This window comes from Sinomonas sp. P47F7 (assembly GCF_049332655.1).
GTDB lineage: Bacteria > Actinomycetota > Actinomycetes > Actinomycetales > Micrococcaceae > Sinomonas.
Window position 1 is genome coordinate 1465896 of the sequence record NZ_CP186327.1, and the last position, 21261, is coordinate 1487156.

Consider the following 21261-nt stretch of genomic DNA (forward strand, 5'->3'; position numbering starts at 1 on the left):
GACCGGTTACCGTGGGACACAGGGACAGATCGAACGTGGGTTTGCCGTGGGGCGGCCCGTCAGAGGCGTGGGTGGATGATGGACGTGACGGACGACAGGCACGAGCTGAAGCCGGAGGTGAATTTGGACGACTCCCAAGACACCGACGAGCCCGCCTTCGAATGGATGCGGACGTCAACGGCTTCGACCCCCGCGGCACACCGCGCCGACGGGGAGCGGGGCGCCTCGGAGGAGCCCGGTTCCGGTCACGACCGGCCCGAGTCCTCCCGCGAAGCCAAGGCTCCCGAGGCGGCCAACGGTGCCCCTGAGCCCGTGAGTGCCGCGTCCACCCCGGGTCTCCGCGAGCAGTCGCCAACGTCCGCGCTCCAAGTGCGTCCGCCGGAGGACGAGGTCCGCCGCCGGACGGAGCAGCGCGAGGCGGCCGCGAAGGCGAAGCCCGTGGCCCCCCGGGTCCTCCAGGTGCTCATGGCCATCTTCCTGCCGTTCCTCCTGCTCATCGGAGCGGTCCGCGCCGTCGCGACGCCTGCGTTCCTGTGGCTCGAATACTTCCGCCCCGGCTTCCCCGGCGACGGCTACGGATTCTCGGTCGACGACCGCCTCACGTACGGTTCGTATGCGCTCGACTATCTGGCCAACTTCGCCGGACGCCGCTACCTCGGCGACCTCCAGCTCCCGACCGGGAGCCCGCTCTTCACGGACGGCGAGGTCGGCCACATGGCGGACGTCAAGTTCGTTTTCCTCACCGCCTACGCGGCAGGCGCGGTACTGCTCGCGTTCTTCGTGGTCGTCTACTTCGTGCTCCGGAAGCGCCGCGGCGCCTTCGGCCGTGGCCTGTTCGCGGGAGCGATCGTCACATTCGTGCTCGTTCTCGGCCTCGCGGTCTTCGCCATCATGGGCTGGCAGACGTTCTTCACGGATTTCCACCGGCTGTTCTTTGCCAACGGGACCTGGACGTTCCAGCTCTCCGACACGCTCATCCGGCTCTTCCCAGCCCAATTCTGGATGGACTCGGCGATCGTGATCGGCGTGCTCGTGCTCGTGGTCAGCTCACTCACGATCATCTTCGCCTGGCCCACCAAGCGGAAGTCCGAGGCCTCCGACGCCGAGCTCGCCGCGGCGGACGATCAGGAGTAGATCGTCTCGAGGTCGTCGCGGCAGTCCGCGACGACGACCGCGCGCCGCAGCTTGAGCGAGGCCGTGAGCTGTCCCGATTCGACGCTCGGCTCGAGGCCGACGACGGCGAACTTGCGAATGCTCTCGGCGCGCGAGACGAGCGCGTTCGCGGCGTCGACGGCGGTCTGGAGTTCGCCGAGCACCTGGGCGTCGGAGGCGGCGGCTCGCAGGTCGAGCTCGCGCCCGTGATCGCGGCACCACCTCGCGAGGCCGTCCCGGTCCAAGACGATGAGCGCGGAGACGAAGGGCCGGCCCTCGCCCACCACGATCGCGTGCTCGACGAGAGGGCTCTCGCGGAGGATCTCCTCGAGCGGCTCGGGTGCCACGTTCTTTCCGCCAGCCGTGACGATGAGGTCCTTCTTCCGCCCCGTGATCGTCAGGAAGCCCGCGGCGTCGAGCCGGCCGAGGTCCCCCGTCGCGAAGTAGCCATCCGCGTCGAGCACCGTGGCCTCCGTCGCACCGTGGTAGCCCCCGAAGACTCCGATGCCGCGCACGAGGATCTCGCCGTCGTCGGCAAGGCGCACTGAGGTTCCCGGCACGGGCCGCCCGACGCTGCCCACTCGCACGTTGTCCGCCGTATTGACCGCGCACGGCCCCGTGGTCTCGGTAAGCCCGTAGCCCTCGAGGACGGGCACGCCGACGCCGCGGAAGAAGTGCGTGAGCTGGGGGCTCAGCGGCCCGCCGCCGCACACAGCGGTGGTGAGGGTGCCGCCGAACACCGCCCGAATCCGCCCGTAGACGAGCCTGTCGAACACGGCGTGCGCGAGCCTCAGCCGCTTGCCGGGACCCTCGCCGCGTCCGGACGCCTCGGCGTCGAGGGCGGCGGAATAGTCGCGCGCCACGGAGGCCGCCTTCGCGAACACGCCCGAGCGGCCCGCTTGCGCGGCCTGATCGAGCGCGGCTGCGTAGACCTTCTCGAAGATCCGCGGCACCCCCAGGAGGAACGTGGGGCGGAAGCTGCGCAGCGCCGAGAGCAGGTCCGCGGGGCTGCTGTACGCGACGGTCGCGCCGGCCGCGAGGCACACCACCTGGACGGCGTGCGCGAGCACGTGCGCGAGTGGCAGGAACATGACAGTGCGCGGATCCGGGGCTCCGAGCGGATCGTCGAGGTGCGGGATCAGATTGTCCGCGAGCAGCACGAGATTGCCGTGCGTCACCACGCAGCCCTTCGGACGGCCTGTGGTCCCCGACGTGTAGACGATCGTCGCAGGGGAGCCCAGCCCCGCCGCGGCCCGATGCCGCTCGAGTTCGGCCTCGCTCACACCGTGGCCGGGGCCCGCAAGGCTGCTGAGCGTCGCTCCCTCGCCCTCGAACTCGAGGGTCGTGACCCGGATGAACCGCTCGGCGAGCTCTGCCGAGCCCTCAAGCACGTTGGTGACCATGGCCGCGAGGGACGGCGCGACAAAGACCCGGCTCGCGCCCGAATCCCGCAGGATCCACTCGATCTGGGCCGGGGAATCGGTCTCGTAGATGGGCACGCTCACCCCGCCCGCATACCAGACCGCGAAGTCCACGAGGGACCACTCGTAGCAGCTGGGGGAGAGGATCGCGACGCGGTCGCCCACGCCGAGGCCTCCCGCAACGAGCCCGCGCGCAAGCCAGCGCACCTGGTCGAGGAAGTCTGCGGCCCCGACGCCGTGCCACGAGGGGCCGTCGCGGAGCGCGTAGACGTGCCGCTCCGGCGTCGCGGCGGCCCGTTCGAGGAGCAGATCGGTCGCGTTCACCCTGTCGGCTCGGCGCGGTCCGAGCCGGTCTGCGTGCGCCTCGCGCACGTGCCCGCCAGGCACGTCGGATCGGCTCGGATCCCGCGCCCCTTCGCCGGGGTCGGCGTTCTCCGAAGTGCTGCTGCTCACAGGGCCCATTCTGCCAATCTCACACCCAGCTCGGCATCCACATATGGAGCCGCCAGTCGACGTACGTGATGGTCTGCGCCGTCCAGATCGGCATGAAGTACGCCGAGACGATGAGGACGAGCACGAAGTACAGCCCCACCCCGAGGAGGCCCGCCTGTCGCCGCCACGGAGGGTCCGTGGGCCTCCCCAGGACGTGGCCGATCATGTACGCGAGGATGAGCACGAAGAAAGGCTCGAAGGAGACCTCGTAGAACGCGAACATGGTCCGGTCGGGGTACATGAACCACGGGAGGTAGCCCGCCGCGATCCCGCACAGCGGCCCGCCGAGCCGCCAGTCACGCCGCCCGGCCCACAGGAGGACGGCGACCGCGAGTGCGATCGTCCCGGCCCACCAGATGAGCGGGTTGCCGAGCGAGAGCACGGCCGAGCTGCACCGGTCCGCGCCGCAGCCCGCGGTCGGCTCGGCGTAGTAGAACGAGGTGGGACGGCCCTGCACGAGCCAGCTCCACGGGCTTGCGGCGTACGGATGCGTCGTGGTGAGGGTCGTGTGGAATGAGTACGCCTCGAAGTGATAGTGCGCGAGCGAACGGAGCGAGCCGGGAACCCATTGCCACAGCGGGTCAGGGTGCGTGTCTGCCCAGTGGCGGAAGTAGCCGTCCGAGGACAGGAACCAGCCGGTCCACGTCGAGAGATACACGACCGCGCCAACGACGACGATGCTCACCGCCGCGAGCGGGGCGTCGCGGACGACGGCGGCCGGCAGCCAAGCGCGGATGCCCGCCCTGCGGCGCGCGCTCGCGTCCCACAGGACCGTGAGCAGCCCGAACGCGGCAACGAACGCGAGGGCCGACCACTTCACGCCGACCGCGAGGCCGAGGGAGACGCCTGCCGCGACGCGCCACCACCGGATGCCGAGCCACGGACCGGTCGCGAGGGCCGTCGCGCGGATCCTCGCCCGCCCAGGATCCCGCCCATCCGGCCGAGCGAGCGCTCCCAGCCGGGCCGCGAGCCGCCGTCGTCCGTCGTCGCGGTCCTTGAGCAAGGCGCAGAAGGCGACCAAGAGCCAGAACGAGAGGAAGACGTCCAGGATCCCGATGCGTGACATCGTGATGTGGTGGCCGTCCACGGCGAGGAGCACGCCCGCGGCCGCGGCGACGATGGGGGAGCGGAACAGCTTGTACGCAGCCCACGCCGTGAGCGCAACCGAGAGCGTCCCGACGAGGGCAGCCGAAAACCGCCAGCCGAATGAGCTCGACGGGCCGAAGAGCCACATGCCGAACGCGATCATCCACTTGCCCACGGGCGGGTGGACCACGTATTCGGGCGTCGACTGGAGGCTGCTGAAGTCGCCGGCAATGAACTTCGCGTTCGCGTCGTCGCCCCAGTTCCGCTCGTACCCGAACTGGAGGTATGAGTACGCGTCCTTGACGTAGTACGTCTCGTCGAAAATGAGGCTGTGCGGGCGGGAGAGGTCCGTGAAGCGCAGGAGGCCGGCGATGACCGCGCTCGCGAGCGGGATCGCCCAGTACAGCGTGCGCTGGAGTGCTGGCCAGTCGCGCCAGCGGTCGAGGGGCCCGAGGAGGCGCTCGCGCAGCTCGTCGACGACGCGCGGCGGGGCCGGTGGAGCGATGACCCACCGGCGGCGGGTGTTCCAGCCGAGCTGGGGCTCGCGGGTGTCGGTGGGGGCGCTCATCCCGGCCCATGCTACCGGCGTAGGCTGGGCGGGTGCGTGAAACTGAGCCCGGACCCGGACGTGTGGTGCTCGCGGCGACCCCGATCGGCAACCTCGGCGACGCGAGCCGGCGCCTTATCGAACTCCTCGGGGAGGCCGACGTCATTGCGGCCGAGGACACGCGCAGGCTGCATCGCCTCGTCCAGGGACTCGGAGTCCAGCCGACCGGGCGAATTCTGAGCTATCACGAGCACAACGAGGCCTCGAAGACGCCCGAGCTGCTCGAGGACGTGCGTGCGGGCCGGACGGTCCTGCTGGTGACGGACGCGGGCATGCCGGCCGTCTCCGACCCCGGGTACCGCCTCGTCGAGGCCGCCGTCTCGGAGGGCCTGACGGTGACGGCCGTGCCCGGACCGTCGGCGGTGCTCACGGCGCTCGCGCTGTCCGGGCTGCCGACCGACCGCTTCTGCTTCGACGGCTTCCTGCCACGCAAGGCCGGGGAGCGTGCGAGCCGGCTCGCCGAGCTCGCGGGCGAGCGGCGCACGATGGTCTTCTTCGAGGCCCCCCACCGGCTGTCGGCAATGCTGCGGGCGGTCGCGGACGGCTTCGGCGCCGGGCGGCGCGTCGCGGTGTGCCGGGAGCTCACCAAGACATACGAGGAGGTGCTCCGCGGCTCTGCCGGCGAGCTCGCCGCGTGGGCCGAGCAGAACGAGGTTCGGGGGGAGATCGCGGTCGTCGTCGAGGGCGCGCCCAACGCCGAGCCCGCGAGCGCAGAGGATCTCGTGGCGGAGGTCAACGCCCTCGTGAACGGCGGGGCGCGGCTCAAGGACGCCGTGGCCGCGGTCGCGGGCGATGCCGGCGCGAGCAAGCGGGAGCTGTACGCGGCGGTTCTCGCCGCCCGGTGAGGCCTCACGGACAGTGGGGCGGGGCGCGTGGATTCCGACCAGTTTTCGCGGCGTTTCTTCGCCCAGAGCGGCGTGTCGTTTCTTCGCCCAGAGCGGCGTGTCGCGGGCGACACGCCGCTCTGTCGGCCTCAGTCACGGTCGGGAAGGCCGGCGGCCCCTACTCAGGGCGAGTTGGGGTGAGCGGACGACGGCGGGTGGGCGCCCGCCGTCGTCCGCTCACCCTGCGGGGGTGACGGCGCAAGGGGTGGGCACCCTGCGGGGGTGACGGCGCAAGGGGTGGGCACCCTGCGGAGGTGACGGCGCAAGGGGTGGGCACCCTGCGGAGGTGACGGCGCAAGGGGTGGGCACCCTGCGGAGGTGACGGCGCAACGGGGTGGGGGCTGGAATCCGCGGAAATCCGGGGTTCTTCGCTGTGCACTCGCACAGCGCTGCCCCCAATCCGTGATGCAGGTGTGCGTAGACACTCGCGCCGCTCAAGGCCTAGCGTAGAAGGCGATCCCAGGGACCCGACGCTGAGTCCCGCACGGCGAAAGGAGCCGACATGTCTGCCATCACCACAGGGCTTGTCACGCCCGAGCGCGAGGCCGAGCTTCTCGGCCGCGTTCCCACCGGTCTGCTCATCAACGGCGAGTGGCGCGACGCCACGGGCGGGAAGACGTTCGCCGTCGAGGATCCCGCGACGGGGAAGACCCTCCTGGAGATCGCGGACGCGACGAGCGAGGACGCGGTTGCCGCGCTCGACGCCGCCGACGCCGCCCAGGCCGCGTGGGCGCGCACCGCGCCGCGCGAGCGGGGCGAGATCCTGCGCCGCGCGTTCGAGCTCGTGACCGAGCGCGCCGAGGACTTCGCGCTCCTCATGACGCTCGAGATGGGCAAGCCGCTCGCCGAGTCCCGGGGCGAGGTCACGTACGGCGCCGAGTTCCTGCGCTGGTTCTCCGAGGAGGCCGTGCGCGACTACGGCCGCTACGTCACGACCCCCGAGGGCAAGAACAAGATCCTCGTCCAGCGCAAGCCGCTCGGCCCGTGCCTGCTCATCACGCCGTGGAACTTCCCGCTCGCGATGGCCACGCGCAAGATCGGTCCGGCGGTCGCGGCGGGCTGCACGATGGTCGTCAAGCCGGCCAAGTTCACGCCGCTGACCACCCAGCTCTTCGCCGCCGTGATGCAGGAGGCGGGGCTGCCGGCCGGGGTGCTGAACGTCGTCTCGTCGTCGTCGGCCTCGGGCATCTCCGCCCCGCTCCTGAAGGACCACCGCCTGCGGAAGATCTCGTTCACGGGCTCGACGCCGGTGGGCCGGCGCCTGCTCGCGGATGCCGCCCAGAACGTGCTGCGCACCTCGATGGAGCTCGGCGGGAACGCGCCGTTCATCGTGTTCGAGGACGCGGACCTGGACAAGGCCGTCGAGGGCGCCATGGCGGCCAAGATGCGCAACATGGGCGAGGCCTGCACGGCCGCGAACCGCTTCCTCGTGCAGGAATCGGTCGCGGAGGAGTTCACGGCCAAGTTCGCCACGGCGATGGCTGCGCTCAAGACGGGGCGGGGCACCGAGTCGGACGCGAAGGTGGGCCCGCTCATCGACGGCGGCGCCCGCAAGGACGTCCACGCGCTCGTGACGGAGGCCGTCGAGGCGGGCGCCACGGTGGCCACGGGCGGCGCTCCGATCGACGGCGACGGCTACTTCTACGCCCCGACCGTCCTCGCGAACGTGCCGAACGACGCCGAGATCCTCAAGAACGAGATCTTCGGCCCCGTCGCGCCGATCACGACCTTCGCGACCGAGGAGGACGCGATCCGCCTCGCCAACGCGACCGAGTACGGCCTCGCCTCGTACCTCTACACCCGCGACTACGCGCGCATGTTCCGCGTCGCGGAGCAGATCGAGTACGGCATGGTCGGCTTCAACGCCGGGGTCATCTCGAACGCCGCGGCCCCGTTCGGCGGCGTCAAGCAGTCCGGCCTGGGCCGAGAGGGCGGCGCCGAAGGCATCGCGGAGTACACGACGACGCAGTACATCGGCATCGCGGACCCCTACGCGGGCTAAGGCACCCGAGGCGGGTGCCTCGTACGGAGGGACAAGCACAGCATCGCGGATCCCTACGCGGGCTAAGGCACCCGCCGCGTCCGCTCGCGCCCGGTTGTACTTTCCCAATCGGTCGCGGGTCCGGCGGGTCGCGGCGGACATCGGATTCCGCGCTGAAGAAGTGGGCTGGAGCACGAGCCGGGCTCAGCCGGCCGCGGCGCTCAGCGGCGCCGTAGGCCCCTCGTGAGACGCCCGAGTCTGGCCCTTGCCGCCTGCGCGGCGGGGGCCAGCGGCGTCAGGAGCCGCCCGAACACGCGGCCCAGCAGTCCGGCAGCGGCACCGGCGGACCGCCGCGCGGCGCGGCCCATCGCATGCCGCGGGCGGGCGAAGGCCGACGGCGGGAGCGCGGCAATGCGGGCGCGCGTGAGCACCGAGCCGCTCGCCCGGCCGGCACGGGCGACGGCGGTCACCGCCTCGCGCGCGGCGCCCTGGTCCGCCTCGTACCCCGGGCGGCCGTATTCGTAGCGTTCGTACTCGCGCGTGAGGGTCGCGAGGGCCGCATGGACGGTCCCGCCGTCGTCGGCCTCCCACGCCTCGAGGCGACGCGCGTACGCTCGCGGCGTGTCCGAGGGGAGCGGGGGATCCCGTGGTCGAAGCCGAGCGCCTCAAGCTCTTCCACGCACCGTCGACTCCCCGCGTGAGCCGACGCCTCCGTTGGGCCTCGCGGACGGCGGCCGGGAGGATCAGGAGGGCGACGACGAGGAGCACGCCCGCGGCGATCGCGCCCACTGGCTCCCACGCGGCCGCGGACTGGCCCGCGCTCGTCGTGGCCTGCGGCGTCGCGGACGGCGCAGGGGTCGCGGGGCCGGCGGTCGGCTTGAGCCCGTCGTTGGGGTTCTCGATGTTCGTGCTCGCCCGGACGGCAAATCCGTCTGGGCGTAGGCGGAAGGACGCCGCGGGACGGCGTGGGCTCGAACGGGATCCAGCCGAGCCCCTCGAAGTAGAGCTCGGGCCACGCGTGGGCGTCGCGCGCGTCGACCTGGTACTCGGGAAGCGACCCGACGCCCGCCACCGCGACCGTCCCGCCCGTCGGATGCCCGGGGGCGAAGCCCACCGCGATGCGGCTCGGGATGCCCACGAGCCGGGCCATGACGGCCATCGCCGCGGAGAAATGGATGCAGTAGCCCGACTTCTTCTCGAGGAACTTCTCGAGGACGTCCATGCCCGTGCCGTCGTAGCCGTCCTGGACGGGGGCCTGCTCCGAGTACGTGAAGGTCCGGAGGTAGGCCTGGATGGCGAGGGCCTTCTCGTACTGCGACGCCGCGCCCTTGGTGACGCTCTCCGCCGTCGTGCGCACGAGGTTCGGCACACCGCCGGGACGTTCGAGGTCTCGCGGCCGATCCCGCGCGGGCCTGAGCGCGCGGCGTCGAGCTGCGCCGCGGTCACGTTCGGCGTGACGGAGCGGACCACGTAGTTCTGCTCGAGGCTCCGCCCGGCTCGCCCTTGATGCTGAGGTTGAGCGGGTCCCAGCCGAAGCGACCCTCGACGCCGGAAACCGACGTTGGCGCATAGGGGACGGAAGGTAGGGGCTCGTGAAGTTGCCGGTCGAGATGACGGTCGTGGTGGCGGTGAGCGCGGCGGTCTGCGCCGTGTTCGGGGTGATGGCGTCGAGCGAATTGTGGCGCTGGTCGTCGCGGTTGTCCGGGCCCCACGTGCTGCCGTCGAACGAATCGACCGTGACGGTCTGGAGGTACACGGGTTGGGTCGAGTCGGTCGCGTAGTGGATGATCCCGACGCCCTGCGCGCTGCGGAGATCGCTGCCCAGGCTGATGAACGGATTGAGGCCCACGTTCTGGCCGAAGTACTTGAGCCGCGAGCCCTCGGGGAAGCTCCCGCGGTCGAAGCCGGGCACCAGCGCGGGGATCACGAGCGCGCCCACCACGATCGCGGCGACGATCACGACCACGCGCGACGGCGAGACCGCGGCGCCCGAGCCCCGCGCGGCGGCGCCGTGCCCGGCCGCGGCCTCGGCGCGCGCGAGGGCGAGGGCCGCGAGGTAGGCGGCAGCGGAGATCGCGAAGCCCCACGCGCCGGGCCCGGACGGCTTGAGCAGGGCGGGGACCACGAGCACCGAGAGCGGCGCGACCCCCGCGACGGCCGGCATGCGGCACGCGACGCCGATCGCCTCGCCGATGAGCGCCGTGAGCCCGAGCGCGCCCGTGAGCAGCGCGACGACGCCGACGTTGGGCGCCGCCGGGACGGCCTCGAACGAGATCGTGCTCCAGGCCTCGTCGAGCGCCTCGCGGACCGCGTCGATGGTCTGCGGGGTCGGGATGAAGCCCAGCATCGCTGTGTCGCGCAGGAACATGTTGCACAGCGCAAGCGCCCAGGCCACGAGCCCCACGAGCGAGGGCACCACGACCGGCGCGCGCACGAGCCGTAGGACGGCGACGGCCGCGGACGTCGCGAACACGACCACGAGCACCGGGTACAGCCACGCCCAGGTGCGGAGGACGCCGTCGTACGAAAGGGACGCGCCCGCGACGGACGCCGCGAGGCACAGCCCGATGACGGCGGGACGCCACGCAAGCGGTCGCGTGATCCAGGGCAGGCGGGGCCCGCGCGGCGACGGGGCCTCGCTCGGGCGGACGGGCGCGGTCGTCACCATGGCGGCATCCCGGAGGTGAGCGCGAGCCACGCGGACTCGAGGCGCGTATGCGCGGTCGCTTCGATCGCGAGCCAGCCGGCGGCGCGAAGCGTCTGGACGGCGCCCCGGCACGCGCCCGGCCGGTCCGTGACGACGAGTGCGAGCGCGCGCTCGGCCGAGGCCGCGGCGGGCGCGAGGACGCGCGCGTCCTGGGCGCTCGTGCGCCCGAGGATCGCCACGAGGGGCCCTCGCTGCCGGTGCGCCTCGATCCTGTCGAGCAGCAGATCCCCGAAGCCTTCGGACGGGTGCGCGGCGATGGCCGGCGCGAGCGGGGCGTTCTCGCCGTTGCGCGGAAGGATCGCGGCGAGCCCCTCCGCGAGCGCGGCGAGGCCTTCGCGGCCCGAGAAGTCCGGCGCGTCGGGAGCGGGCGACGACGGCGAGTGGGAGAGCGCGAGCGTTCCGTCCGCGTCGAGGAGGCGCAGCGTGTAGTCGAGCTCGGCGAGGTGCGCGGCGACTGACATCGTCGCCGTGACGGCCCACTCGAACTCGGGCGGCCCCGGAGCCCACTCGCCCGGGGGAGCCGGGCGGCCCGTCGCCGTGGGGAAAGCATCCCGCCGAAGGTCGAGCACGATCGTGGCCTCGGGCGACGTGGCGGACTCCTCCTGCCGCACCATGAGCTGGCCCTGGCGGGCCGTCGCGGCCCAGTGGACGCGGCGCATGGGGTCGCCGTGCCGGTACTCGCGGGTCATGACGTCGTCCTCGGACGGATTTGCCTGCATGCGGGTCGCGATCACGCCGTCGATCCCACGCAGCCCCGACAGGACGGACGCTGCGAGCGGCACGGGGGCCGGCGTCACGGTGAGCCGCGTCCCGGAATCGATCCGGGTGCGCTGCTCCGCGAGGCCGAAGATGTCGCTCGAGCGCGCCTCGACCGGCCCCAGCAGGTAGAGGCCGCGGTGCGGGCACGCGAGCTGGTAGCGGTAGCGGCTCGCGCCGTCGGTGCCGACGGTGCGTCCCGGATAGGCGAAGTCCGGCCCCTCGCCGAGCGATGCGGGGAGGTGCTCGGCCATCGAGAGCCGGCCGACGAGGACACCCGTGTGGCCGACCCCGAGGCGGACCTCGGCCGTGTGGCCGGCCTCGACGACCGGCGGATCGCTCGCGCGGTCCACGGAGAGGCCGGGCCGGAAGAGCCGGTTCGCGAGCCACGCGACGGCGGGGACGAGCAAGAGGAAGACCGCGAGGTGCAGGAGGTCGCGGCGTCCCATGAGCTGGGCTGCGAGGAGCACCACGACGCCCGTGCCCACGAAGCCCCAGCCGGAGGCCGTGAGCGCTCCCTGCCACGGCGCGCCGCGCCAGCGCGAAGTGGGGGACGCCATGGGACTCAGCCCTGTCTGCGGAGGCGGGCGGCGCCGTCGGACGGGAGTGGGACGGCCGCGATGAGCGCCTCGAGGATCCCGGCCGCCGTGAGCCCGGCGCCCGCGGCCCTGCGGTCGAGGATGAGCCGGTGGGTGAGTACCGAGGGTGCCATCGCGGCGATGTCGTCCGGGAGCACGAAGTCGCGCCCGTCGAGCGCCGCACGGGCCTTGGCCGAGCGCAGGAGCTGGAGGACTGCGCGCGGGCTCGCGCCGAGGCGGATCTTCTCGCTCGTGCGCGTTGCTCGGCCCAGCGCGACCGTGAACTCCTTCACGGGGTCCGAGACGTAGACGGACTTGACCGTCTCGGTCATGGCGAGAACGTCGGAGGCCTCGGCGACCGGCTCGACCGAGAGCAGGGGGGACTCCGACTGGTGGCTCTCGAGCATCTCGATCTCGGCGGCCTCGTCCGGGTAGCCCATCGAGATGCGCGCCATGAAGCGGTCGCGCTGGGCCTCCGGGAGCGGGTACGTCCCCTCCATCTCGATGGGGTTCTGTGTCGCGATGACCATGAACGGCTCGCTCAGCCCGTACGAGGTCCCGTCCACCGTGACCTGATGCTCCTCCATGCATTCGAGGAGCGCGGACTGGGTCTTGGCAGAGGCGCGGTTGATCTCGTCGCCGATCACGATGTTCGCGAAGACCGCGCCGGGCCGGAACTCGAACTGGCGCGTGGCCTGGTTGTAGATCGACACGCCCGTCACGTCGCTCGGGAGGAGGTCGGGCGTGAACTGGATGCGGCTCACGGAGCAGTCGATGGTGCGCGCAAGCGTCTTGGCGAGCATGGTCTTGCCGACGCCGGGGACGTCCTCGACGAGGAGATGGCCTTGGGCGAGGAGCACCGTGAGCGCCACCCGTGACGCCTCGGCCTTGCCGTCGATCACCCGGTCGACGGCGGCGAGGATCGCCTCGCACGTCGCGCGGAACTGGGCGGGCGGCAAGGCCTTGGGCGGGGGGCTCGGCCTCAGCGGCGTGAGCGCGGTCCCGCCGATGCGGTGCACATCCATGCGTCCCCCTCGGGCCGGTGGAGGAGTGACCGCGAGGAGACCTCCGTCACACCCTGTGGTGTCCACGTTACCCGTAACCTGGCGCTCCAGACTCCCCCCATCCTGTGACCGGGCTGTGACCCGCCTGACAGCGAGCATGGGGGCTGGCGGGGTCCGCCTAGAGTGGGAATCATGTGTGCCTCGCTTCCTCCCGCCGCCTACCGCTGGACCGACGGCGAGGCGGCGGCCGAGGGCGGGTCCGCGGGCGGCCCGCGCGGCGGCGAGGGCGAGCTCCGCGCGGCCCACGACGAGGCGGGCCGGAAGCGCCGCCTCGAGTACCCGCCCGCCCCCGAGCCGCTCCCGGTTCCAGTCGTGGACAACCACACGCACCTCAACTTCCGCGACGGGCTCGTCGAGGTCGGTGTCCGCGAGGCCCTCGATGCTGCCGAGGCCGTGGGCGTGCATCGCGCAGTCCAGGTGGGCTGCGACCTCCCGTCCTCGCGGTTCACGGTGGAGGCGCTCGACGCCGACCCTCGCCTGCTCGGGGCCGTGGCCCTCCACCCGAACGACGCGCCGCGCTACGCCGCGCGGGGCGAGTTCGAGTCGGCGCTCGCCGAGATCGAGCGGCTCGCGTCCCATCCGCGCGTGCGGGCGATCGGGGAGACCGGGCTCGACTACTTCCGCACGCACGGCGAGGCGCTCGAGATCCAGCGCGACTCGTTCCGCCGCCACATCGACATCGCCAAGCGCCTCGGCCTGACGCTCCAGATCCACGACCGCGACGCCCACGACGACGTGGTCCGGATCCTCGGCGAGGAGGGCTCGCCCGAGCGTGTGGTCTTCCACTGCTTCTCGGGCGGCGAGGACCTCGCGCGGACGTGCAACGAGAACGGCTGGTTCCTCTCCTTCGCGGGGACACTCACGTTCAAGAACGCGGAGAACCTCCGCCAGGCCCTCTCGATCGCCAACCCCGCGCGCGTGCTCGTCGAGACCGATTCGCCGTTCCTCACGCCGCACCCCTACCGGGGCCGACCCAACGCGAGCTACATGGTCCCGTACACCGTGCGCGGCATGGCCGAGGTGCTCGGCGCGGACCTTGCGGAGCTGTGCTCCCGCATCGGCGAGAACACGGTAGCGGCCTACGGAAGCTGGGACTGAAGGCGCCTCGCGCGGGCCCGGCGGCAGGCCCGTGGGCGGCCCGCCGCGTAATGGATCCGTGATAATGGCTTGCCCTTTGATAACACTTCGATTACGCTCATTTCCCAACAGCCGGGGTCGGGGAAGGCCGCCGGACGTATGTGCCCGTGCGCCACGCGCGCGGGGCTAGGGACAGACCTGCTTTTCTTGCGCGCGCCGCGCGAGGGGAGAGCCCTGTGCCCGCGTCCGGATCCGCCCGTGCCCGGTCCTGCGAGGTGAGGGCACATGTGAGCAGATACTCCGCCGAGAACGCCGCGGCAAAGCCATTCAGGATTGCCGGCCAGGTCGCCGTCGTGGGTGCGCTCGTGCTGGGCACGACCGCGTTCGTGGCGAGCACGAAGACCGTCACGTTGAGCGTCGACGGCAGGGCCAGCACCGTTCAGACTTTCGCCGGGACCGTCGATCAGGTGATCCGGGGCGCTGACGTGGAGATCAAGCCGGCCGACCTCGTCCAGCCGGCGCTCGGCGACGCCGTGGGGAACGGCGCCGTCATCACGGTGAACCGCTCGAAGGAGGTCACCGTCAAGCTCGACGGCGCCCAGCGCACCGTCGAGACGACCGTCCCTACCGTCGACGCGCTGGTCCGCGAGCTCGGCGTCGCCTCCAACAGCGTCGTCTCCCTCGCGGGTTCCACCACGCTTGAGCCCGCGGGCAGCGTCGTGGACATCACGACCCCCAAGGACGTCACGATCCTCGTCGACGGCCAGTCCGTGACGCGGACGACGGCGGCCGGGACCGTGGGCGGCCTGCTCACCGAGCTGGGGCTCACCCTGAGCGCGAACGACCATGTGTCGCTCGCCCCCAACGCGCCCGTCGTGACCGGCCTCGTGCTCAAGGTCACGCGCGTCGACACCGGCAAGGCGGATACCGTCACCGAGCCGATCCCGTTCAGCACCGAGAAGACCGACGCGCCGGACCTCCCCGTCGGCCAGACAAAGGTCGTCCAGCAGGGCGTCGCGGGCTCGCTCGTCAAGACGTACCAGGTGGTCACGGTCGACGGTCGCGAGGCGGGCCGAACCCTCGTCTCCCAGAACGTCACGGTCCAGCCCGTGGTCCAGAAGGTCCTCGTCGGGACGAAGCAGCCGGACGCCGGCGCCAACACCGGCGCGGCGGCCCCGGCGGTGATGAACGAGGCCATGTGGGACAAGATCGCCCAGTGCGAGTCCAGCGGCAACTGGGCCGCCAACACGGGCAACGGCTACTACGGCGGCCTCCAGTTCAACATCTCGTCGTGGATGGCGAACGGCGGCGGGGCGTACGCGCCCAACGCGTCCCTCGCCACGAAGGCGCAGCAGATCGCGGTGGCCAACACCTACTACGCGAAGGCCGGCCTCGCACCGTGGGGCTGCGCGTGGGCGGCGTCGCGCTGACCCGTTCCTAGGCACTCCTCTCCGCTTGCGCCGTCACGTCCGCTGGCCCAACCCTGCGGTCGTGACGGCGCAACGGTTTGGTGGCCCTGCGAAGGTGACGGCGCAACGGTTTGGCGGACCGAATGCGACCCGCCGATAGGATGCACTGGTGACTGAACCCGCCCACCTCCTGGGGGCTGCCGACATCCGGGCCCTTGCCGAGGATCTCGGCGTCCGCCCGACCAAGACGCTCGGCCAGAACTTCGTGATCGACGGCAACACGATCCGCCGCATCGTCGCGGCCGCGAAGCTCGATCCCGGCGAGACGGTGCTCGAGGTGGGTCCCGGACTCGGGTCCCTCACGCTCGGGCTGCTCGACGCCGCCGCGCGCGTCGTCGCGATCGAGATCGACCCCCTCCTCGCGGGAAAGCTCCCGGAGACGGTCGCGCGGTGGCGACCGGACGCCGTCGGCCGTTTCGAGCTCGTGCTCGCGGACGCGCTCAAGGTGACCAGCCTCTCCACCCCGCCGAGCGCCGTCGTCGCGAACCTCCCGTACAACGTCGCCGTGCCCGTGGTCCTCCATCTGCTCGAGCACTTCCCGAGCTTGCGCCACGGGCTCGTCATGGTTCAGGACGAGGTCGCGGACCGGCTCGCGGCCCAGCCCGGCTCCAAGATCTACGGCGTGCCGAGCGTCAAGGCCGCGTGGTACGGCACGATGCGCAAGGCCGGCGTGATCGGCACCAACGTCTTCTGGCCCGCGCCACGCATCCATTCGGGGCTCGTCGCCTTCGAGCGGCGCGAACCGCCGCGGACGGACGCGAGCCGCGCCGAGGTCTTCGCCGTCATCGACGCGGCGTTCGCCCAGCGGCGCAAGACGCTCCGGGCCGCCCTCTCCGGCTGGGCGGGCGGAGGGCCCGCGGCCGAGGCGGCGCTCGTCGCCGCGGGTGTGGCCCCCAGCGCGCGCGGCGAGACGCTCGCGATCGCCGACTTCGTGCGGATCGCCGAGCACCGCCCAGCGGCGCGCCCAGCGGGATCCGGTGCGCCGGACTCTGGCGGGGCGGAGACGCTGGGATAGCGTGGGGGGCATGCGATCAGGGAGCGCCATGGGCCGCACATCAGTCCGTGCCAAGGCCCCCGGCAAGGTCAACGTCTCGCTCCGCGTGGGCCCGCCCCGCCCGGACGGGTATCACAGCGTCGCGAGCGTCTACCTCGCCGTCTCGCTCTTCGAGGAAGTCCGGGCCACCATGACCGAGGGCCCCGGGATCACCGTGAGCCTGAGCCCCGACAGCACGCTCGACGTCGATTCGCTCGAGATCCCGCTCGACGAGCGAAACCTCGCCGTCCGCGCGGCCGCGCTCATGGCCGAGGTGTCCGAGCACGCCACGGGCGTGCACCTCGAGATCACGAAGCGCGTGCCCGTGGCCGGGGGCATGGGCGGCGGCTCGGCCGACGCCGCCGCCACCCTCGTGGCCTGCGACGCGCTGTGGGGAGCCGGACTCTCGCGCGAGGAGCTCGCCCACCTCGGGGCCGAGCTCGGCGCGGACGTGCCGTTCGCGCTCCTCGGGGGCGCCGCCGTCGGCCTCGGGGTGGGGGAGCAGCTCTCGCCCGCCCTCGCGACGGAGCGGCTCGATTGGGTCCTCGTGCCCGCCGACTTCGGGCTCAGCACGCCCGCGGTGTTCCGCGAGCTCGACCGGCTCCGCGCCGCCGAGGGCCTCGAGGCGGAGGAGCCGAGCGACGTCGAGCCCGGGATCCTCGCCGCGGTGCGCGCGGGGGATGCGTACGCGTTGAGCCACCTCCTCGTGAACGACCTGCAGCGGGCCGCCGTCTCGCTCGCGCCCGAGCTCCGGAACACGCTCGGTTGGGGCGATTCGCACGGCGCGCTCGCCTCGCTCGTCTCCGGCTCCGGCCCCACCGTCGCGATGCTCACCGAGGATCCGCGGGCCGCCGTCGAGCTCGCGGACTCCCTGGGCCGACGCGGCGCCGAGGCGCTCGCCGTCCACGGCCCGGTTCCTGGGGCGCGGATCGTGAGCGATACCCTGCTGTAGGCCCGTTCGTGACCCACCCCTTTTGACCCACCCAACCCGTCCCACCCAACCCGTCCCACCCCACCTTGTTCACCCCCCCACCCACCCGAGAAAGCAATCCTTGGCACACCTGCTCGGCGGCGAGAACCTCAGCATTTCCTTCGGCACGCGCACCGTCCTCGACGGCGTCACCGTGGGCCTCAACGACGGCGACCGGATCGGGATCGTGGGCCGCAACGGCGACGGCAAGTCCACGCTCATGCGGCTCCTCGCCCAGCGCGCCACGGCCGACGGCGGCCGGGTCACGTGGCGCCGCGGCCTCAACGTCGGCTACCTCGACCAGGCGGACGTGCTCGACGGCGACCTCGACGTGGGGAGCGCGATCGTCGGCGACCGCGCGGACCACGAGTGGGCGGCGAACCCGCGCATCCGGGAGATCATGGCGGGACTCGTGGGCGACGTCGACTGGCGCGCCCAGGTGGGCGCGCTGTCGGGCGGCCAGCGGCGCCGCGTCGCGCTCGCGAAGCTCCTCATCGAGCCGCACGACGTCATCATGCTCGACGAGCCCACCAACCACCTCGACGTCGAGGGCGTCGCGTGGCTCGCGCGGCACCTCAGGGGACGCTGGCGCGCGAACGAGGGCGCGTTCGTCGTCGTGACCCACGACCGCTGGTTCCTCGACGAGGTCTGCACGGGCACGTGGGAGGTCCACGACGGGATCGTCGAGCCGTTCGACGGCGGCTACGCCGCGTACGTCCTGGCCCGCGCCGAGCGCGACCGGATGGCCGCTGTGGTCGAGGGCAAGCGGCAGAACCTCATGAAGAAGGAGCTCGCGTGGCTCCGCCGCGGCGCGCCCGCCCGGACGTCGAAGCCGAAGTTCCGCATCGAGGCCGCCAACGAGCTCATCGCGGATGTGCCCGAGCCCCGCGACGCCGTCGCCCTGTCCAAGATGGCCACGGCGAGGCTCGGCAAGGACGTGATCGACCTCGAGGGCGTGACCCTCGCGTACGGCGAGGCGTCGGCCGGGGCACGGCCCCTTTTCGACAACGTGACGCTCCGCCTCGCGCCGGGCGAGCGCGTGGGCGTGGTCGGCGTCAACGGCGCGGGAAAGTCGACGCTCCTGCGACTCCTCACGGGCGAGCTCGCGCCCACGTCGGGTCGCGTGAAGCGCGGCAAGACCGTGGTGCCCGCGGTGCTGAGCCAGGACGTCGGCGAGCTCGACGACGTCGCCGACCTCCGCGTGGTCGAGGTCATCCAGCGCGAGAAGCAGACGTTCTCCGTCGGCGCGAAGGAGCTCACAGCCGGACAGCTCGTCGAGCAGCTCGGCTTCACGAATCAGAAGCAGTGGACGCGCGTGTCCGAGCTCTCGGGCGGTGAGCGGCGCCGGCTGCAGCTCCTCCGGCTCCTCGTGGGCGAGCCGAACGTCCTCATGCTCGACGAGCCCACGAACGATCTCGACACCGACACCCTCGCGGCCGTCGAGGACGTCCTGGACGGCTGGCCGGGGACGCTCGTTGTGGTGAGCCACGACCGGTACCTCCTCGAGCGCGTCACGGACCACCAGCTCGCCCTCCTCGGCGACGGCGCCATCCGTGCGCTCCCCGGCGGCGTCGAGCAGTACCTCGAGCTGCGCGAGGCGGGCCTCGCGGGCAGCGGCGCGGGCGGAGCCACGGACGACGGCGGGGGGTCGCCTACCGCGGCGACGGGCGCCGCGGGTGGAGGGTCGGGTTCGGGCGCCGGCTCGAGCAGTGGATCCGGCGCCACGGAGGCCGAGAAGCGCCAGGCACGCAAGGACCTCAGCCGCGTGGAGCGCCGGCTCGGGAAGCTCGCCGAGCAGGAGGCCGCCCTGCACGAGAAGATGGCGGGGGCGGCCGAGGACTACGGCCGGCTTGCGGAGCTCAACGCCGAGCTCCAGGCGATCCTCGCCGAGAAGGAGGAGCTCGAGCTCGAATGGCTTGAGGCCTCTGAAGTGCTTGAGTAGGCGGCGACGATCTCCGGCCCGATGAGGGGCCCGTTGAGGGGCCCGTTGAGGGGCCCGTTGAGGGGCCCGTTGAGGGGCCCGTTGAGGGGCCCGTTGAGGGGCCCGTTGAGGGGCCCGAGGCGAGGTCCAGTAGGGGGATGAGCGTTCACCGACGCGTCATCTCCGTGTCTCGAAGCCCCCGTAGGCTGAACCCGCTTGACACGGGACAGCAAGCTCTAGGGGACAACTATGCACAGTGATGATTTCGGGCGGTTCGTCCGCGGTGACGTGGTGAGCGTCGAGGGCCTGGAAGGACTCAACCTGAGTGGGATCGTCGAGGAGGTCGCTCCCGACGGGACCGTCTTCTGGCTCCGCGAGGACGGCGGGATGAGCCGGCGGATGGTGCACGTGACGGACGGCGCCGACGTGCGGCGCATCGACGGAATGCGGGCAGCCGGCTAGCCCGCGTGGGTTCAGCGTCCTCGCTGGAAGTGTCCAGACTCGGGGGATACCATCCTTGAGATGGGCGCAATCGTTGACGCAATTCTCGGGATGCCGCCGCTTGCGGCGTATCTCGTGGTGTTCGCGCTCGTGTTCGCGGAGGACGCGATCTTCGTGGGCTTCGTGATCCCGGGGGAGACGGCCGCCGTGCTCGGCGGCGTGGTCTCGAGCCAGGGCCACGCGAACATCTGGATCATGGTTCCCCTCGTGGTCTTCGCGGCGATCGCCGGCGACACTGTGGGCTACGAGATCGGCAAGCACCTCGGCCCCCGGCTCCTCGGCTTCCGGGTCTTCGACCGCCACCGCAAGCGGCTCGAGGACGCCCAGGCGTTCCTCCGCAGGCGCGGCGGATGGGCCGTGTTCCTAGGCCGGTTCGTCGCGTTCTTCCGCGCGATGATGCCCGCACTCGCCGGGGCCTCGCAGATGCACTACCCCCGGTTTGTCTCGTTCAACGCGCTCGGCGGGGCCACGTGGGGCGTCGGCTTCACGCTTCTGGGCTTCGTAGCCGGTGCGTCGTACGACGTCGTGGCGAAGGCCGCGGGCCGGGACCTCGCCGCGATCGTCCTCGTGATCGCCGTGATCGGCGTCATCGTGTGGCGCGTGCGCAAGGGCCGCGCCGAGCGCCGCGAGGAGCGCTCGTACCGCGGCTCGCACCACGACGAGCCCGGACAGCCCTGAAACTCTCAAGCACGCGCGGCGTCGTCCACGAGGGCCGGCTCCTTCTGGAGGCCCGTGAGCCCGTTCCAGGCGAGATTCACGAGGTGTGCGGCGACCTCGCGCTTGTCGGGGCTGCGGGCGTCGAGCCACCATTGCCCGGTCATCGCGACCATGCCCACGAGCATCTGGGCGTACATCGCGCCGTCGCCCGCGCTGAAGCCGCGCGCGGCGAATTCGTCGGCAAGGATGTGCTCGACCCGGGCGGTGATGCGGGAGAGGATCGACGTCAGCGCGCCCGCCTGCTGACCGGGAGGCGCGTCGCGGACCAGGATCCGGAAGCCCTCGCTGCGGTTCTCGATGTACGTCAGGAGAGCCATCGCGGCGCGCTCCACGAGCACGCGCGGCTTCGCGTCCTCCGCGAGGGATCCCGTGATGGCGTGCAGGAGGAGCTCGGACTCCTCCTCGACGACCACCCGGTACAGCCCCTCCTTCGAGCCGAAGTGCTCGTAGATGACGGGCTTCGTGACGCCCGCCGTCGAGGCGATCTCCTCGATCGTGGCGGCATCGGCGCCTTTCGCCGCGAAAAGCCCGCGGCCCACGTCGATGAGCTGTCGGCGCCGCGCGGGGCCCGTCATGCGGATCCGCGGCGCGGCTCGGTCAGGGCTCGGTTGGCTCATTCGACCATCGTAAGCAGCCGAACATGGCAGAATAGACGATTGTGCCGCGAGCTACGGCGGGAGTTTCCCGCCGTCCGTTCGGGCACGGTCCGCCCTGGTGTAATGGCAGCACGCCGGCCTTTGGAGCCGTGCAGTCTAGGTTCGAATCCTAGGGGCGGAACGAGCGCACGGCGGCCCCGGCTCGCGTGGGGTCCGCCCCGCGTGGATAGAATGGCCGACGTCGGTGTC

General features: G+C 72.0%; 16 protein-coding genes, 1 tRNA gene and 2 pseudogenes. 11 read left to right on the forward strand and 8 right to left on the reverse strand.

The window, feature by feature from the left end:
* The first annotated feature begins 75 nt into the window (after positions 1 to 75).
* Positions 76 to 1134, forward strand: coding sequence for a TIGR01906 family membrane protein (locus tag ACOKR1_RS07005; protein ID WP_422935977.1), 1059 nt, complete (start codon positions 76 to 78; stop codon positions 1132 to 1134).
* Here ACOKR1_RS07005 and ACOKR1_RS07010 read toward each other — a convergent pair.
* Positions 1125 to 3026 (reverse strand): AMP-dependent synthetase/ligase, encoded by a 1902-nt coding sequence (locus ACOKR1_RS07010; RefSeq protein ID WP_422935978.1) that lies wholly within the window; start codon positions 3024 to 3026, stop codon positions 1125 to 1127. The genes ACOKR1_RS07005 and ACOKR1_RS07010 overlap by 10 nt on opposite strands.
* Positions 3027 to 3045: 19 nt before the next feature.
* Positions 3046 to 4719 (reverse strand): dolichyl-phosphate-mannose--protein mannosyltransferase, encoded by a 1674-nt coding sequence (locus ACOKR1_RS07015; RefSeq protein ID WP_422935979.1) that lies wholly within the window; start codon positions 4717 to 4719, stop codon positions 3046 to 3048.
* Between the two features lie 32 nt (positions 4720 to 4751).
* Here ACOKR1_RS07015 and rsmI point away from each other — a divergent pair, with 32 nt between their 5' ends.
* Positions 4752 to 5603 (forward strand): 16S rRNA (cytidine(1402)-2'-O)-methyltransferase, encoded by an 852-nt coding sequence (rsmI, locus tag ACOKR1_RS07020; RefSeq protein WP_422935980.1) that lies wholly within the window; start codon positions 4752 to 4754, stop codon positions 5601 to 5603.
* Positions 5604 to 6144: 541 nt separating this feature from the next.
* Positions 6145 to 7644 carry an NAD-dependent succinate-semialdehyde dehydrogenase gene (locus ACOKR1_RS07025; protein ID WP_422935981.1) on the forward strand — a complete coding sequence of 500 codons (1500 nt, stop codon included), beginning with the start codon at positions 6145 to 6147 and terminating at the stop codon, positions 7642 to 7644.
* 200 nt (positions 7645 to 7844) lie between these two features.
* Here ACOKR1_RS07025 and ACOKR1_RS07030 read toward each other — a convergent pair whose 3' ends face one another.
* The 5 genes and pseudogenes from ACOKR1_RS07030 to ACOKR1_RS07050 all read right to left on the reverse strand — a co-directional run bounded on the left by ACOKR1_RS07030 (position 7845) and on the right by ACOKR1_RS07050 (position 12689).
* A complete protein-coding gene (locus ACOKR1_RS07030; protein WP_422935982.1) occupies positions 7845 to 8093 on the reverse strand; it encodes a hypothetical protein in 249 nt (82 codons plus the stop codon).
* A gap of 57 nt (positions 8094 to 8150) precedes the next feature.
* Positions 8151 to 8204: pseudogene (locus tag ACOKR1_RS07035) on the reverse strand (hypothetical protein); the annotation flags it as partial.
* A gap of 398 nt (positions 8205 to 8602) precedes the next feature.
* Positions 8603 to 10291: pseudogene (locus ACOKR1_RS07040) on the reverse strand (transglutaminaseTgpA domain-containing protein); the annotation flags it as partial.
* Positions 10285 to 11646: a DUF58 domain-containing protein gene (locus ACOKR1_RS07045; protein WP_422935983.1), complete on the reverse strand. Its 1362-nt coding sequence runs from the start codon at positions 11644 to 11646 to the stop codon at positions 10285 to 10287. The gene ACOKR1_RS07045 and the pseudogene ACOKR1_RS07040, both read right to left, overlap by 7 nt.
* A 5-nt stretch (positions 11647 to 11651) precedes the next feature.
* Complete coding sequence (locus ACOKR1_RS07050) at positions 11652 to 12689, reverse strand: AAA family ATPase (protein ID WP_415856452.1); 1038 nt, start codon at positions 12687 to 12689, stop codon at positions 11652 to 11654.
* A 171-nt stretch (positions 12690 to 12860) separates the two neighbouring features.
* Here ACOKR1_RS07050 and ACOKR1_RS07055 point away from each other — a divergent pair, with 171 nt between their 5' ends.
* The 7 genes from ACOKR1_RS07055 (at position 12861) to ACOKR1_RS07085 (ending at position 20377) form a co-directional block, all read left to right on the forward strand.
* Positions 12861 to 13826 carry a TatD family hydrolase gene (locus tag ACOKR1_RS07055; protein WP_422935984.1) on the forward strand — a complete coding sequence of 322 codons (966 nt, stop codon included), beginning with the start codon at positions 12861 to 12863 and terminating at the stop codon, positions 13824 to 13826.
* A 266-nt stretch (positions 13827 to 14092) separates the two neighbouring features.
* Complete coding sequence (locus ACOKR1_RS07060) at positions 14093 to 15235, forward strand: transglycosylase family protein (RefSeq protein ID WP_422935985.1); 1143 nt, start codon at positions 14093 to 14095, stop codon at positions 15233 to 15235.
* Between the two features lie 148 nt (positions 15236 to 15383).
* Positions 15384 to 16289 (forward strand): 16S rRNA (adenine(1518)-N(6)/adenine(1519)-N(6))-dimethyltransferase RsmA, encoded by a 906-nt coding sequence (gene rsmA, locus ACOKR1_RS07065; protein WP_422935986.1) that lies wholly within the window; start codon positions 15384 to 15386, stop codon positions 16287 to 16289.
* Between the two features lie 28 nt (positions 16290 to 16317).
* Complete coding sequence (locus tag ACOKR1_RS07070) at positions 16318 to 17259, forward strand: 4-(cytidine 5'-diphospho)-2-C-methyl-D-erythritol kinase (RefSeq protein WP_422935987.1); 942 nt, start codon at positions 16318 to 16320, stop codon at positions 17257 to 17259.
* Between the two features lie 100 nt (positions 17260 to 17359).
* The gene (locus tag ACOKR1_RS07075) at positions 17360 to 19219 is read left to right on the forward strand and encodes an ABC-F family ATP-binding cassette domain-containing protein (RefSeq protein ID WP_422935988.1); all 1860 of its coding nucleotides are present in this window, start codon (positions 17360 to 17362) and stop codon (positions 19217 to 19219) included.
* Positions 19220 to 19447: 228 nt separating this feature from the next.
* Entirely contained in the window at positions 19448 to 19660 is a 213-nt protein-coding gene (locus ACOKR1_RS07080; protein WP_422935989.1) for a hypothetical protein, read from the forward strand.
* A 60-nt stretch (positions 19661 to 19720) separates the two neighbouring features.
* Positions 19721 to 20377 carry a DedA family protein gene (locus ACOKR1_RS07085; RefSeq protein ID WP_422935990.1) on the forward strand — a complete coding sequence of 219 codons (657 nt, stop codon included), beginning with the start codon at positions 19721 to 19723 and terminating at the stop codon, positions 20375 to 20377.
* A 5-nt stretch (positions 20378 to 20382) separates the two neighbouring features.
* Here ACOKR1_RS07085 and ACOKR1_RS07090 read toward each other — a convergent pair whose 3' ends face one another.
* Positions 20383 to 21033: a TetR/AcrR family transcriptional regulator gene (locus tag ACOKR1_RS07090; protein WP_422935991.1), complete on the reverse strand. Its 651-nt coding sequence runs from the start codon at positions 21031 to 21033 to the stop codon at positions 20383 to 20385.
* A gap of 88 nt (positions 21034 to 21121) precedes the next feature.
* On the opposite strand from ACOKR1_RS07090, the gene ACOKR1_RS07095 reads away from it, so the two are divergent.
* A tRNA-Gln gene (locus tag ACOKR1_RS07095) sits at positions 21122 to 21193 on the forward strand.
* The last annotated feature ends 68 nt before the right edge of the window (positions 21194 to 21261 follow it).

What these genes read in the sequence shown, in the direction of transcription:
- ACOKR1_RS07005 (WP_422935977.1), top strand. Translation starts at nt 76, where the DNA reads ATGATGGACGTGACGGACGACAGGCACGAGCTGAAGCCGGAGGTGAAT.
- ACOKR1_RS07015 (WP_422935979.1), bottom strand. Translation starts at nt 4,719, where the DNA reads ATGAGCGCCCCCACCGACACCCGCGAGCCCCAGCTCGGCTGGAACACC.
- ACOKR1_RS07025 (WP_422935981.1), top strand. Translation starts at nt 6,145, where the DNA reads ATGTCTGCCATCACCACAGGGCTTGTCACGCCCGAGCGCGAGGCCGAG.
- ACOKR1_RS07045 (WP_422935983.1), bottom strand. Translation starts at nt 11,646, where the DNA reads ATGGCGTCCCCCACTTCGCGCTGGCGCGGCGCGCCGTGGCAGGGAGCG.
- ACOKR1_RS07050 (WP_415856452.1), bottom strand. Translation starts at nt 12,689, where the DNA reads ATGGATGTGCACCGCATCGGCGGGACCGCGCTCACGCCGCTGAGGCCG.
- ACOKR1_RS07055 (WP_422935984.1), top strand. Translation starts at nt 12,861, where the DNA reads ATGTGTGCCTCGCTTCCTCCCGCCGCCTACCGCTGGACCGACGGCGAG.
- ACOKR1_RS07070 (WP_422935987.1), top strand. Translation starts at nt 16,318, where the DNA reads ATGGGCCGCACATCAGTCCGTGCCAAGGCCCCCGGCAAGGTCAACGTC.
- ACOKR1_RS07080 (WP_422935989.1), top strand. Translation starts at nt 19,448, where the DNA reads ATGCACAGTGATGATTTCGGGCGGTTCGTCCGCGGTGACGTGGTGAGC.
- ACOKR1_RS07085 (WP_422935990.1), top strand. Translation starts at nt 19,721, where the DNA reads ATGGGCGCAATCGTTGACGCAATTCTCGGGATGCCGCCGCTTGCGGCG.
- ACOKR1_RS07090 (WP_422935991.1), bottom strand. Translation starts at nt 21,033, where the DNA reads ATGAGCCAACCGAGCCCTGACCGAGCCGCGCCGCGGATCCGCATGACG.